The following is a 13,352-nucleotide window of genomic DNA, read 5'->3' as shown; positions in this document are numbered from 1 at the left end:
GGTGGAGGATCAACAAATGAAAGAAGTTGTACTATCGCTCATCACCGGCATCGTTGTCGGCTTTTTGTTCACCTTGCTTCGGTTGCCGATTCCCGCCCCCCCGGCGTTGGCCGGCATCGCCGGCATCGTCGGGGTGTATCTCGGCATGCGGCTGTTTCAATGGTTCATGATGCTTTGGAAGTAAGCACTGCATGATCAAGCGGGGAACAGAATCCCGGCTGGCGCAGTTTTGGCAGCATCAAGCCGCCGGAAGCGCCGGCCGGGTTTTTTGCTTCCTCTGTTGTTTGGGAGAGAAATGGAACTTCGGATCGGTCAAAGCCAGGCGGAGATGAGCTGGGAAATCGACTGTTTGCCGCGGTCAAGAAGCGAACGTTTTTGCCAAAAGTCGACCGTCAGCGGCTCGGCGCGCAACAAATCGCGCTCGATCGCCCGTTTGACGAGGCGGGTAAACGCGCGGTCAAACACATAGCAGTTGATTTCACCGTTCAAAAACAAGCTGCGCCGATCGAAATTCGCTGTGCCGACGTCGCACCACTCCTCATCGATGACGAGCGTTTTTGCATGGTAAAATCCTTGGTAAAAGCGGTAAATGCGCGCGCCGGCTTTAAGGAGCCGATAAAAGTACGGATAGGCGGCCTCTTTGACAAATAAATGGTCCGCTTTCAGCGGCACAAGGACGGTCACGCGCACCCCGCGCCGAAGCGCTTGCATCAGCTCGTTAAACAGCGGTCGGCTTGGGATGAAGTATGGGCTGCCGATCATAATTTCTTTTTTCGCCTGGCGGATGACCTCGATAAACTGTTCTTCAAGGGCAGCGCCGTCGGTGGCGACGAGCTGATGGCGAATGGCTCCGGCCGAAAGCGGCGGGAAGTAGCGATATTTGTCAGGCACCGTCCGGCCCGTTGCTTCTTCCCAGTCGTGCAAAAACTGTTCTTGCAAGTCGTGAACCCCTTCGCCGTTCACTTTTAAGTGGTAATCGCGCCATTCGCCGAAGTTGGCGTCTTTTCCGTTGTATTCACGGCCGATGTTAAAGCCGCCGATGTAGCCGACCCGACCGTCGATGACCGTAATTTTCCGATGGTTGCGGCGGTTGAGGCGGTAAATGAAAAACGGAAAGCGCGGCTTTCGGGCATAGGCGAACTCCACCCCGCTTTCCTCGAGCGAACGGATGAGCGCTTTCGGCAGTCCAAAGCTGCCGATCCAATCGGTCAACACTCGCACTTTCACGCCGGCAGCTGCTTTTTCCTTTAAAATCTGGAAAAATGGCGCGCTCGTTTCGTCATTTTTTATAATGTAAAACAAGACGTGAATATGATCGCGGGCGCGGCCTAGTTCAGCGAAGTAATCAGAAAATAAATGCCTGCCGTTGATATAGAGGGAAATATCGCTTCTCCGCTCCGGGTAGACGACTTTTTTGCGCCCATTGCGGAAGATGAACTGTCCAAGCTTGTCATCAAGATAAACGAGCAGCAATACGATGGCAATGACGGAAATGACGACCATATCTTCTCCTCCTATGTCGATTCGGTATTTATTAATGTGCCCGAGAACGCGCAAAACGTTTCAAATTGCATCTACCGTGAACATACCCAAACTCCAAATGAATAAAATTTCCATATTGATGAATTTTTTTCGTCATGGGAGTCTATAGAGGGCTGAACAAATCGATGATTCCCCCGCGACCGCTCCGTTGCAAAGGGAAAGTTTTCGCGGCTGGGATGAAAAAAGGCTATTGACTGAATGCTCATTCATTTGTACAATAGACATAAAGCGAATTCTGAAAATTTCTTTTGTTATGGCAACACATTCGCTCGAAAAACGGGGGAAGGGGAGAGAAGATGAATGCCTTGTTGGTGGTGAACTGGCTCGCGTTTTTGCTTGTAACCGCTTACGCAATTTACTTGTTTGCATATGTCGTAAAAACGCGGGCGATGTACATCAAACTCGGCAAAAAATTCGAGTTTGACCACAAAGTAAAAGAGCGGCTGCGAAACATCTGGGTCAACGTGTTCGGCCAGAAAAAGCTGCTCAAGGACAAAAAAAGCGGACTGATCCACGTCGTCTTTTTCTATGGCTTTATTCTCGTCCAATTTGGCGCGATTGATTTCATCATCAAAGGGCTTGCGCCGGGGGCGCATTTGCCGCTTGGGCCGCTGTATGCGGGATTTACGTTTTTCCAAGAAATCGTTACCTTGCTTATTTTGATCGCGGTGCTCGCCGCCTTTTACCGCCGTTACATTGAAAAGCTCGTCCGTTTAAAGCGCGACTTGAAAGCTGGGCTTGTCCTCATCTTCATCGCCGGGCTCATGCTGTCGGTGTTGTTCGGCAACGGGATGAGCATCATTTGGCACGGCGAAGAAGCGACATGGAGCGAGCCGGTCGCCTCGCTTATTGCTGCCGCGTTTTCCTGGGTCGGCGAAACGGGGGCTGCGGTGCTCTTCTTTATCGCCTGGTGGGTGCATCTGTTGATTTTGCTCACGTTCCTCGTGTACGTGCCGCAATCAAAGCACGCCCATTTGATCGCTGCGCCGATCAACGTCTTTTTCAGCCGGCTGACGCGGCCGAAGCTTGCGCCGATCCATTTTGAAGACGAAAGCCAAGAATCGTTTGGCGTCGGCAAAATTGAGGATTTCACGCAAAAGCAATTGATCGACTTGTATGCCTGTGTCGAATGCGGCCGCTGCACAAGCATGTGTCCGGCGACCGGCACGGGGAAAATGTTGTCGCCAATGGATTTGATTTTAAAATTGCGCGACCATTTGACGGAGAAAGGGGCGGTCGTCACGTCACGCACGCCGTGGGTGCCCGCGTTCGCTTTCAAACATACAAGGGGCAATCAGCTCGCGTTCGCCGCGGCGTCGGAGCAGGCGGCGACGATCGAAATGCCAAGCTTAATCGGCGATGTCATCACCGAAGAAGAGATTTGGGCCTGTACGACGTGCCGCAACTGTGAGGACCAATGCCCGGTCATGAATGAGCATGTCGATAAAATCATCGACTTGCGCCGCTATCTTGTCCTGACGGAAGGACGGATGAACCCGGACGCGCAGCGGGCGATGACGAACATCGAACGCCAAGGCAATCCGTGGGGCTTGAACCGAAAAGAGCGGGAGAACTGGCGCGAGCTGCGCGATGATGTGCATGTGCCGACCGTCAAAGAGGCAGCGAAAGCGGGAGAGGAAATCGAGTACTTGTTCTGGGTCGGCTCGATGGGGTCGTATGACAGCCGGAGCCAAAAAATCGCCCTTGCGTTTGCCAAACTGCTGAACGAAGCGGGCGTCAAGTTTGCGATTTTAGGCAACAAGGAGAAAAACTCAGGCGATACGCCGCGCCGGTTAGGAAATGAGTTTTTGTTCCAAGAATTAGCGACGAACAACATCGCGGAATTTGAAAAAGCGGGCGTCAAGAAAATCGTGACGATCGACCCGCACGCTTACAATACGTTCAAAAATGAATACCCGGATTTTGGGTTCGAGGCCGAAGTGTATCATCATACCGAGCTGCTCGCCAAGCTCATCGAAGAAGGGCGGCTCGTGCCGAAACATCCAGTGAATGAACGCATTACGTTCCATGACTCGTGCTATTTAGGACGCTACAATGACGTCTATGACGCGCCGCGGAAAATTTTGCGCGCTATCCCGGGCGTCGAGCTTGTCGAAATGGAGCGCAACCGCGAACGCGCCATGTGTTGCGGCGCCGGCGGCGGCCTCATGTGGATGGAGGAGACGACCGGCAACCGGATCAACGTCGCCCGCACTGAGCAAGCGCTCGCTGTCAATCCGACGGTCATCAGCTCCGGCTGTCCGTACTGTCTGACCATGTTGTCAGACGGCACGAAGGCCAAGGAAGTGGAAGACCGCGTCTTTACGTACGATGTCGCCGAGATTTTGGCAAAATCAGTATTTGGTGAAGAAAAAGAAGAAGCGGCGTCGTAAAAATAGTTGCGAAGACAATTTCTATTTTTTAAAATAATAAGTATAATGAAAGAGAAGGTGTATGATCGTACACCTTCTCTTTCGCACCACGACCGAGCGAGCGTTCAGTCTGTGTTTTGTAATCGCTTTCTTATCCGATGAAAAGGGGAGAGGAATATGGGAAAAACAGTGATTGTCAGCGGGGCGCGCACCCCGTTTGGAAAATTGGGCGGCGCCTTGCAAGCGCTGTCAGCGTCAGAACTCGGCGGCATTGCCGTGAAAGAAGCGCTTGCCCGCGCGGATGTGAGCGCGGAACAAGTCGATCATGTCATTTTAGGCACCGTCTTGCAAGGCGGACAAGGACAGCTCCCATCGCGGCAGGCGATGCGCCATGCCGGCATTCCGTGGCATGTTCGCACCGAGACGGTCAATAAAGTATGCGCATCGGGCATGCGCGCCGTGACGCTCGCGGATCAGCTCATCCGCTTAGGCGACGCCGATGTCGTTGTCGCGGGCGGGATGGAATCGATGAGCAACGCCCCGTACGTGCTGCCGAAAGCGCGCTGGGGGTTGCGAATGGGCGACAGCACGGTGAAGGATTTAATGGTGTATGATGGCTTGACATGCAGTTTTACCGGCGTCCATATGGGCGTTTATGGCGGGAATACAGCGCGTGAACTTGGCATTACACGCGAGGCGCAGGATGAGTGGGCGTACCGCAGCCATATGCGAGCCATTGCCGCCATCGAAGCCGGTCGGCTCGCGGAAGAGATCGTTCCGGTGACGATTCCGCAGCGCAAAGGAGAGCCGCTTGTCGTCGAACACGACGAGGCGCCGCGCAAAGACACGTCGCTTGAAGCGTTGGCGAAACTGCCGCCGGTGTTTGACCCGGAAGGAACGATCACTGCCGGCAACGCCCCGGGCGTCAACGACGGCGCCGCGGCGCTCGTCTTGATGAGCGAGGAGCGCGCCGCCCGCGAGGGGCTTGAGCCGCTCGCGACTGTTGTCGCCCACACCGCCATCGCCGTTGAGGCGAAAGATTTCCCAAAAACGCCGGGACTTGTCATCAACGAGCTGCTCCGCAAAACGGGAAAAACGGTCGACGACATTGCCTTGTTCGAAATAAACGAAGCGTTTGCCGCTGTTGCTCTTGCTGCGATCCAAATCGCCGGCCTTGACCCGGAAAAAGTGAACGTCAACGGCGGCGCTGTCGCCCTCGGCCACCCGATCGGCGCGAGCGGCGCACGCATCATCCTCACGCTCATTTATGAGCTGAAACGCCGCGGCGGCGGCCTCGGCATCGCCGCCATCTGCAGCGGCGGCGGCCAAGGCGACGCCATCTTGGTCGAGGTATAACGAGCGGGGCGCGGCGGGCAAGCGGCATGCCGCCGTCGCCTTCCAGTGTTGCGCCAAGGCATAGGATGCGGCGTGTGACCGTCTGCCCCAAGCGTTGCGTCATGAGGCATCGCGCCATATGGTGCGGCATGCCGCCGCTGTCTCTGCCGCAGCGTACGGCACGTTGCTCATTGCCGCAACAGCCGCGGCATCAACGGTTGACAGCAGGGGTTGTTGTGATGACGATGCAAAGACCGGTTGCCGTTGGCTGCTGGCGGCAGTGAGACATATGAGTTTAGGCGCGGAACAGGAAACGCAAAGCGGACGATAGGGGGAACAGAAGATGGATGTGAAAACAATCATGGTCGTCGGCGCCGGACAAATGGGGTCAGGAATCGCTCAAGTGTGCGCCGTCGCCGGCTATCAAGTGTTTTTGTACGACATTAGCGAAGCGCAGTTGGACAAAGGAATCGCCAACATCGAAAAAGGGCTCGCCCGCCAAGTGGAAAAAGGGAAAATGACAGCGGTGGACAAAGACGCAGCGCTCGCGCGGCTTGCCCGCTCGACCGACTTGCATGCCGCCGCTGAAGCGGATCTTGTCATTGAAGCGGTCGTCGAAAACATGGACGTGAAAACAAAGCTGTTCGCCGAGCTCGATGCGCTCGCCCGCCCGGAGACGATTTTAGCGTCGAACACGTCGTCGCTGCCGATTACGGAAATTGCCGCCGCGACGAAACGGCCAGAGAAAGTGATCGGCATGCACTTTATGAACCCGGTGCCGGTGATGAAGCTCGTCGAAATTATCCGCGGATTGGCGACGGCTGATGACGTGTATGAAACGATCGAAGCCGTTGCCCGCAAGCTCGGCAAAGTGCCGGTCGAAGTGAACGACTTTCCGGGCTTTATTTCGAACCGCGTTCTCATGCCGATGATCAACGAAGCGATTTACGCCTTGTACGAAGGGGTGGCGACCAAAGAAGCCATCGATGAAGTGATGAAGCTCGGCATGAACCATCCGATGGGTCCGCTGACGCTCGCTGATTTTATCGGGCTCGATACGTGCTTATACATTATGGAAACGCTTCATGAGGGGTTCGGCGATGACAAATACCGCCCATGCCCGCTCTTGCGCAAATATGTGAAAGCCGGCTGGCTCGGCCGCAAGACGGGCCGCGGATTTTACACGTATGAATAAACCGCTTGGCGTCGATCCAGGACAACGCCGAAGCGTACCGCAATGTGCGTGGGGCGGCGCCCGCTATGCTGTCTGCCGACCGTAACGCCGCACGTTAGGTGCATGCGGGAACGCTGTTTTACAGCCTATAAGGCAAATCTATAGAATCGTTCAGCTGCCTGCTGGCTGCCCCATGGAGCGGAGGAGCGCCTGAAAACACCATTGTGTCAGCGACATCGGAAGGAGGCCATTTCATGGAATTTCGCTTCACCGAAGAGCAGGAAATGATGCGGCAAATGGTGCGCGAGTTCGCCGCGGCGGAGATCGCCCCATTTGTCGAGCGCATGGAACAAGGGGAGTTTCCGCGCCCGATTTTAGCGAAAATGGCCGAACTCGGCCTAATGGGCATCACTGTCCCGGAGCAATATGGCGGCGCGGGTATGGACTTTGTTTCGTACATCATCGCCATTCATGAAATTTCTAAAGTGAGCCCGACCGTCGGTGTCATCTTATCAGTGCACACGTCGGTCGGCACGAATCCGATCTTGTATTTCGGCACCGAAGAACAGAAACAAAAATACGTGACAAAGCTCGCCCGAGGTGAGTACTTGGGGGCGTTTTGCCTTACTGAACCGAGCGCCGGCTCGGACGCGAAAAGCTTGAAGACGAAAGCGGTGCGCCGTGGTGATCGTTATGTGCTAAACGGCTCAAAAATATTCATCACCAACGGCGGGGAGGCGGATACGTACATCGTCTTCGCCCGCACGAACCCGGAAGAAATCGGAAGCCGTGGCATTTCTGCGTTTATCGTCGAAAAAGGGACGCCGGGGATGTCGATCGGCAAAGATGAGAAGAAGATGGGGTTGCACGGGTCGCGGACGGTGACCATTACGTTTGAAGACGCCGAAGTGCCGGCGGAAAACTTGCTCGGTCAAGAAGGGGAAGGATTTAAAATCGCGATGGCGAACCTTGACGTGGGCCGGATCGGCATCGCTGCCCAAGCGCTTGGCATCGCGGAGGCGGCGGTCGAACATGCAGTCGCCTACGCGAAAGAGCGGGTGCAGTTTGGCAAACCGATCATCGAGCAGCAAGGCGTCGCTTTCAAGCTTGCCGACATGGCGACGGCGGCGGAAGCGGCGAAATGGCTCGTCTACCGCGCCGCTTGGCTGCGCGCGCAAGGGTTGCCGTGCGGCAAAGAGGCGTCGATGGCGAAGCTCTTTGCTTCACAAACAGCGATGGACAATGCCATCGAGGCGGTGCAAATTTTCGGCGGCAACGGCTACACGAAAGACTACCCGGTCGAGCGGCTGTTCCGCGATGCGAAAATTACGCAAATTTACGAAGGAACGAGCGAGATTCAGCGCATCGTCATCAGCAAACATTTATGATTCATACGTATGGAATGGAGAAGCCGACCGACATTCATCAACAGTCAGGTGGCCGAACAACATCGCTTCCAGCCCCATGCATTAGTCGAGGATGCAGTTGCTTGTCCGTGCTGCTACGCCAAGGCGTGGCAAGCTGGAGGCTTGCTTTCGACAGTAGACAAATCAATGTCCTGCTTTTGGAACAGCGATATGTGAAACTTTCCCCTTGTGTGGATATAGCGAAATAGTGATCACGCTAATACGGGGGACGAGGATTTTAGATATTGAAAAAACGGGGGAATGAAACGATGAACTTTCGATTGAGCGAAGAACATGAAATGCTGCGAAAAATGGTGCGCGAATTTGCCGAAAATGAGGTAGCGCCGACTGCCGCTGAGCGCGACGAAGAAGAGCGGTTTGACCGCGGCATTTTCAACAAAATGGCTGAACTCGGTTTAACAGGCATTCCGTGGCCCGAAGAATACGGCGGCATTGGCAGCGATTATTTGGCCTATGTCATTGCCGTTGAGGAGCTGTCGCGCGTCTGCGCCTCGACCGGGGTGACGCTCTCCGCGCATATATCGCTCGCCAGCTGGCCGATTTACAAGTTCGGCAACGAAGAACAAAAGCAGAAGTATTTGCGCGCCTTAGCGACTGGGGAAAAACTTGGGGCATACGCTCTGTCCGAGCCGGGGGCGGGGTCGGATGTCGCCTCGATGAAAACGCGTGCGGTAAAAGACGGGGATCATTACATTTTAAACGGTTCAAAAGTATGGATCACCAACGGCGGCGAAGCGGAAATTTACGTCGTGTTTGCCGTCACCGACCCGGAAAAGCGGCATAAAGGGATCAGCGCCTTTATCGTGGAAAAAGGAACGCCGGGCTTTTCGTTCGGCAAAAAAGAAAAGAAACTCGGCATTCGTTCGTCGCCGACGACGGAGCTCATTTTTGAAGACTGCCGCATTCCGAAAGAAAACTTGCTCGGTCAAGAAGGAGAAGGGTTTAAAATCGCCATGATGACGCTCGATGGCGGACGCAACGGCATCGCCGCCCAAGCGGTCGGCATTGCCCAAGGCGCGCTGGATGCGGCGGTGGACTATGCGAAACAGCGCATCCAGTTCGGTAAACCGATCATCGAACAGCAAGGGATTGCCTTTAAACTCGCCGACATGGCGACAGCCATTGAAGCGGCGCGGCTCTTGACCTATCAAGCGGCATGGCTTGAGTCGAACGGCTTGCCGTACGGCAAAGCATCCGCCATGGCGAAGCTGTTTGCCGGCGACACGGCGATGAAAGTGACGGTCGAAGCGGTGCAAATTTTCGGCGGCAACGGCTACACGAAAGACTACCCGGTCGAGCGGTTCATGCGCGACGCGAAAATTACGCAAATTTACGAAGGAACGCAAGAAATTCAGCGCCTTGTCATTTCGCGCATGTTAGCGCGCGATTGAAACATTGTGCGTCATTTCAATGGTTTTGGAGCTGAACGGTGGCTTGGCGCTTTGGGGAAGGGCGCACGGATAGGCATGGGGCGGGGCGGCGCCCCGCCGTCAAATGGGAATGGGGGAGAGACAACGAACATGAAAAAACGGGAAGTGATTGCATCGGTCAAAGACGAAAAGCTCGTGAAAAAACGGCGCAATGAGATGATCAAAGGCGCGATTTCGTTGTTTAAACAAAAAGGTTTCCACCAAACGACGACAAGGGAGATCGCCAAAGCGTCCGGCTTTAGCATCGGCACGTTGTACGAGTACATCCGCAAGAAAGAAGACGTCCTCTATCTCGTGTGCGACCGCATTTACGACGAAGTGCGGGAGCGGACGGAACAAGACCTCGGTGCCCACCATGGCACGATCGAAGGGCTGAGGCGCGCCATTGCCCACTATTTCCGCGTTGTTGATGAACTCGATGATGAAGTGCTCGTCATGTACCAAGAAGTGAAAGCGCTAAGCAAAGAATCGCTGCCGTATGTGTTGAATAAAGAACTCGATATGGCGGCGATTTTCGAACATATTTTGCGCGCATGCGTTGAGAACGGGGCGCTGCAGCTTTCTGAAAGCGAAATCCGCCTGTTCGCCCACAACATCGTCGTTCTTGGGCAAATGTGGGCGTTCCGCCGTTGGGTGCTGCGGAAAATGTATACACTCGATGAATATATCGAACTGCAAACCGAGTTTTTATTAAAGGGGATTATGGAGAAACAGCGAGTGTAAAAGGGGGAGAGACACAATGGCGCACATTTACCGTCCGAAGCATCACGTCCGCTTTGTGACCGCATCGAGCTTGTTTGACGGCCATGACGCCTCGATCAACATTATGCGCCGCATTTTGCAGGCGAGCGGCGCCGAGGTCATCCATTTAGGCCATAACCGCTCGGTGGAGGAAATCGTCAATGCCGCCATTCAGGAAGATGTCCAAGGCATTGCCGTCTCCTCGTATCAAGGCGGGCATATGGAATTTTTTAAATATATGTACGATCTTCTCCAAGAGCGGGGGGCGTCCCACATCCGCATTTACGGCGGCGGGGGCGGCGTCATCATTCCGCGTGAAATCAAAGAGCTGCACGAATATGGCATCGCCCGCATTTTCTCGCCGGAAGACGGCCGCCGCCTCGGCTTGCAAGGGATGATCAACGTCATGCTTGAAGAGTGCGATTTTCCGACCGTGACGGCGGTGACCGATGAAATCGAACGGCTCGCGTCCGGTGATGTGCAGGCGATCGCCCGACTGATTACGCTGTGCGAATATCGCGCCGAGGGGGAAAACAAAGAGGCGGCCGCGGCGGCGGAAGCCGCCATTGAACAAGTGAAGGCGCTCGAGAAGCGCGTGCCGGTGCTCGGCATCACCGGCACAGGCGGAGCGGGGAAAAGCTCGCTCACCGATGAGCTCGTCCGCCGCTTTTTAAACGAAATTCCTGATATCAAAATCGCGATCTTGTCAGTCGACCCGACGAAGCAAAAAACGGGCGGGGCGTTGTTGGGCGACCGCATCCGGATGAACTCGATCAACTCGCCGCGCGTGTACATGAGAAGCTTGGCGACGCGCCATTCCCGCACGGAACTGTCGCCGGCGATCCGCGATGCCATTTCGGTTGTCAAAGCGGCCGGATTTGATCTTGTCATCATTGAAACGAGCGGGATCGGCCAAGGCGACGCCGCCATTACCGAAGTGTGCGACGTGTCGATGTACGTCATGACAAGCGAGTTCGGGGCGCCGACGCAGCTTGAGAAAATCGACATGATCGATTACGCGGATTTGATTGTCATTAATAAATTCGAGCGCAAAGGGTCAGAAGACGCAAAACGGCAAGTGCAAAAACAATATCAGCGCAGCCATCAGCTGTTTGACCGCGATGTTTCGGAAATGCCGGTGTACGGTACGATCGCCAGCCAGTTTAACGATCCGGGCACGAATACGCTCTTTGTCGCGCTCGTTGATACGATCAACAAAAAAACGGGCACGAACTGGAAGACGAGTTTAAAAACGGTCGCCAATGTCGAAAAGCATAATGTCATCATTCCGAACGAGCGCCGCTACTATTTGCGCGAAATCGCGGAAACGGTCCGCTCGTACCACCGCCGCGCCGAGCAGCAAGTCGAGGTTGCGCGCCGCCTCTTCCAAATCGAAGGGGCCATCGAAGCGGCAAAGGAACGGGGCGAAGCTGAAGACGTCATCCGCGCGCTCGAGACGCTCAAAGCGGATTATGAGGCGAAATTGACGCCCGAATCGAAGCGCATTTTAGCGACATGGGAAGAAACAAAAGCAAAATATGCGGCAAAACAATTTGTCACGAAAGTGCGCGATAAAGAAATCGTCACCGAACTGACGACGAAAACGTTGTCCGGTTTGGACATTCCGAAAGTCGTCTTGCCGAAATTCAAAGACTACGGAGAGATTTTGCGCTGGGTGTATAAAGAAAACGTCCCTGGCTCGTTCCCGTATACGGCTGGCGTCTTCCCGTTCAAGCGCCAAGGCGAAGACCCGAAACGGCAGTTTGCCGGCGAAGGGACGCCGGAGCGCACGAACCGCCGCTTCCATTACTTGTGCAAAGAAGACAAGGCGAAGCGGCTCAGCACCGCGTTCGACTCAGTGACGCTCTATGGCGAAGACCCGGACTATCGTCCGGACATTTTCGGCAAAATCGGAGAAAGCGGCGTCAGCGTCTGTACACTTGATGATATGAAAAAGCTGTACAAAGGGTTTGACTTGTGCGACCCGCTCACATCGGTGTCGATGACGATCAACGGACCGGCTCCGATTTTGCTGGCGATGTTTATGAATACGGCGATCGACCAGCAAGTCGAGAAAAAGGAAGCCGAGCTTGGCCGCCCGCTCACGCCGGAAGAGTACGAACAAGTGAAGGAATGGACGCTGCAAACGGTGCGCGGCACGGTGCAAGCCGATATTTTGAAAGAAGACCAAGGGCAAAACACGTGCATTTTCTCGACCGATTTCGCCTTAAAAATGATGGGCGACATTCAAGAGTATTTCATCAAGCACCGCGTCCGCAACTACTACTCGGTGTCGATCTCCGGCTACCATATCGCCGAGGCGGGGGCGAACCCGATCACGCAATTGGCGTTTACGCTTGCGAACGGCTTTACGTATGTCGAGTATTACTTGAGCCGCGGCATGCACATTGACGATTTTGCGCCGAACTTGTCGTTTTTCTTCAGCAACGGCCTCGATCCGGAGTATTCGGTCATCGGCCGCGTCGCCCGCCGCATTTGGGCGATCGTCATGCGCGAAAAATACGGCGCTAATGAACGAAGCCAAAAGCTGAAATACCATATCCAAACGTCCGGCCGTTCGTTGCACGCGCAGGAGATCGACTTCAACGACATCCGCACGACGTTGCAGGCGCTTCTGGCGATTTATGACAACTGCAACTCGCTGCATACGAACGCCTATGACGAAGCGATCACGACACCGACCGAAGAGTCGGTTCGTCGGGCGATGGCGATCCAACTCATTATCACGAAAGAGTTTGGCCTGACCAAAAACGAAAACCCGCTCCAAGGGTCGTTCATTATTGAAGAGTTGACCGACTTGGTCGAAGAAGCGGTGTTGCAAGAGTTTGAACGGCTCAACGACCGCGGCGGCGTGCTCGGGGCGATGGAGATGCAATACCAGCGCGGCAAAATTCAAGACGAATCTCTTTACTATGAAACGAAGAAACATAGCGGCGAACTGCCGATCATCGGCGTCAACACATTCTTAAACCCGAACCCGCCGTCAGAGGAGGAACTGAACAACATCCAGCTCGCCCGGGCGACGTATGAAGAAAAAGAGACGCAAATCCGCAACTTGCGCGAATTCCAAGAGCGGAACAAAGACAAAGCCGGCCCGGCGCTTGAACGGTTAAAACAAGTGGCAACAAGCGGCGGCAACATTTTCGAAGAATTGATGGAAACGGTTAAAACGGCCAGCCTCGGGCAAATCACCCGCGCCTTGTACGAAGTTGGCGGACAATACCGGCGGAATATGTAATTCAAGGGCGTTTCGTTGTTTGCGGCTTTAGATGGGCGGCCTCGATCACAATGGACAACGGCCCGTTGTCCT

10 protein-coding genes are annotated in these 13,352 nt (G+C 54.8%); 9 read left to right on the top strand and 1 reads right to left on the bottom strand.

Annotation, left to right across the window (positions count from 1 at the left end; genetic code table 11):
- Positions 1 to 16 precede the first annotated feature (16 nt).
- Positions 17 to 184: a XapX domain-containing protein gene (locus tag B1A75_RS01970; protein ID WP_074042877.1), complete on the top strand. Its 168-nt coding sequence runs from the start codon at positions 17 to 19 to the stop codon at positions 182 to 184.
- A gap of 128 nt (positions 185 to 312) precedes the next feature.
- On the opposite strand, the gene cls is transcribed toward B1A75_RS01970, so the two are convergent.
- Positions 313 to 1,503 (bottom strand): cardiolipin synthase, encoded by a 1,191-nt coding sequence (gene cls, locus B1A75_RS01965; RefSeq protein ID WP_079935644.1) that lies wholly within the window; start codon positions 1,501 to 1,503, stop codon positions 313 to 315.
- Between the two features lie 335 nt (positions 1,504 to 1,838).
- Between cls and B1A75_RS01960 the strand changes: the two genes are divergently transcribed.
- The 8 genes from B1A75_RS01960 (at position 1,839) to icmF (ending at position 13,280) form a co-directional block, all read left to right on the top strand.
- The gene (locus B1A75_RS01960) at positions 1,839 to 3,935 is read left to right on the top strand and encodes a heterodisulfide reductase-related iron-sulfur binding cluster (protein WP_014196973.1); all 2,097 of its coding nucleotides are present in this window, start codon (positions 1,839 to 1,841) and stop codon (positions 3,933 to 3,935) included.
- 156 nt (positions 3,936 to 4,091) lie between these two features.
- On the top strand, positions 4,092 to 5,270 hold the full coding sequence (locus B1A75_RS01955; RefSeq protein WP_079935643.1) for an acetyl-CoA C-acetyltransferase: 1,179 nt from the start codon (positions 4,092 to 4,094) through the stop codon (positions 5,268 to 5,270).
- 118 nt (positions 5,271 to 5,388) lie between these two features.
- Positions 5,389 to 5,580: a hypothetical protein gene (locus B1A75_RS01950; protein ID WP_079935642.1), complete on the top strand. Its 192-nt coding sequence runs from the start codon at positions 5,389 to 5,391 to the stop codon at positions 5,578 to 5,580.
- A 12-nt stretch (positions 5,581 to 5,592) separates the two neighbouring features.
- Positions 5,593 to 6,444, top strand: a complete 852-nt coding sequence (locus B1A75_RS01945; protein WP_011232862.1) for a 3-hydroxybutyryl-CoA dehydrogenase — start codon at positions 5,593 to 5,595, stop codon at positions 6,442 to 6,444.
- Positions 6,445 to 6,677: 233 nt separating this feature from the next.
- Positions 6,678 to 7,811, top strand: a complete 1,134-nt coding sequence (locus B1A75_RS01940) for an acyl-CoA dehydrogenase (RefSeq protein ID WP_079935641.1) — start codon at positions 6,678 to 6,680, stop codon at positions 7,809 to 7,811.
- 287 nt (positions 7,812 to 8,098) lie between these two features.
- Positions 8,099 to 9,241, top strand: coding sequence for an acyl-CoA dehydrogenase (locus B1A75_RS01935; protein ID WP_074042951.1), 1,143 nt, complete (start codon positions 8,099 to 8,101; stop codon positions 9,239 to 9,241).
- Between the two features lie 129 nt (positions 9,242 to 9,370).
- Positions 9,371 to 10,003 (top strand): TetR/AcrR family transcriptional regulator, encoded by a 633-nt coding sequence (locus tag B1A75_RS01930; RefSeq protein ID WP_013146628.1) that lies wholly within the window; start codon positions 9,371 to 9,373, stop codon positions 10,001 to 10,003.
- A gap of 16 nt (positions 10,004 to 10,019) precedes the next feature.
- Entirely contained in the window at positions 10,020 to 13,280 is a 3,261-nt protein-coding gene (gene icmF / locus B1A75_RS01925; protein WP_074042871.1) for a fused isobutyryl-CoA mutase/GTPase IcmF, read from the top strand.
- The last annotated feature ends 72 nt before the right edge of the window (positions 13,281 to 13,352 follow it).

This window comes from Geobacillus sp. LEMMY01, from assembly GCF_002042905.1.
Taxonomy (GTDB): Bacteria; Bacillota; Bacilli; order Bacillales; family Anoxybacillaceae; genus Geobacillus; species Geobacillus proteiniphilus.
This window is presented reverse-complemented; position numbering and strand designations above follow the sequence as displayed.

Coding starts and splice junctions, on each gene's coding strand:
- B1A75_RS01970 (WP_074042877.1), top strand. CDS start 17: ATGAAAGAAGTTGTACTATCGCTCATCACCGGCATCGTTGTCGGCTTT.
- cls (WP_079935644.1), bottom strand. CDS start 1,503: ATGGTCGTCATTTCCGTCATTGCCATCGTATTGCTGCTCGTTTATCTT.
- B1A75_RS01960 (WP_014196973.1), top strand. CDS start 1,839: ATGAATGCCTTGTTGGTGGTGAACTGGCTCGCGTTTTTGCTTGTAACC.
- B1A75_RS01955 (WP_079935643.1), top strand. CDS start 4,092: ATGGGAAAAACAGTGATTGTCAGCGGGGCGCGCACCCCGTTTGGAAAA.
- B1A75_RS01950 (WP_079935642.1), top strand. CDS start 5,389: ATGGTGCGGCATGCCGCCGCTGTCTCTGCCGCAGCGTACGGCACGTTG.
- B1A75_RS01945 (WP_011232862.1), top strand. CDS start 5,593: ATGGATGTGAAAACAATCATGGTCGTCGGCGCCGGACAAATGGGGTCA.
- B1A75_RS01940 (WP_079935641.1), top strand. CDS start 6,678: ATGGAATTTCGCTTCACCGAAGAGCAGGAAATGATGCGGCAAATGGTG.
- B1A75_RS01935 (WP_074042951.1), top strand. CDS start 8,099: ATGAACTTTCGATTGAGCGAAGAACATGAAATGCTGCGAAAAATGGTG.
- B1A75_RS01930 (WP_013146628.1), top strand. CDS start 9,371: ATGAAAAAACGGGAAGTGATTGCATCGGTCAAAGACGAAAAGCTCGTG.
- icmF (WP_074042871.1), top strand. CDS start 10,020: ATGGCGCACATTTACCGTCCGAAGCATCACGTCCGCTTTGTGACCGCA.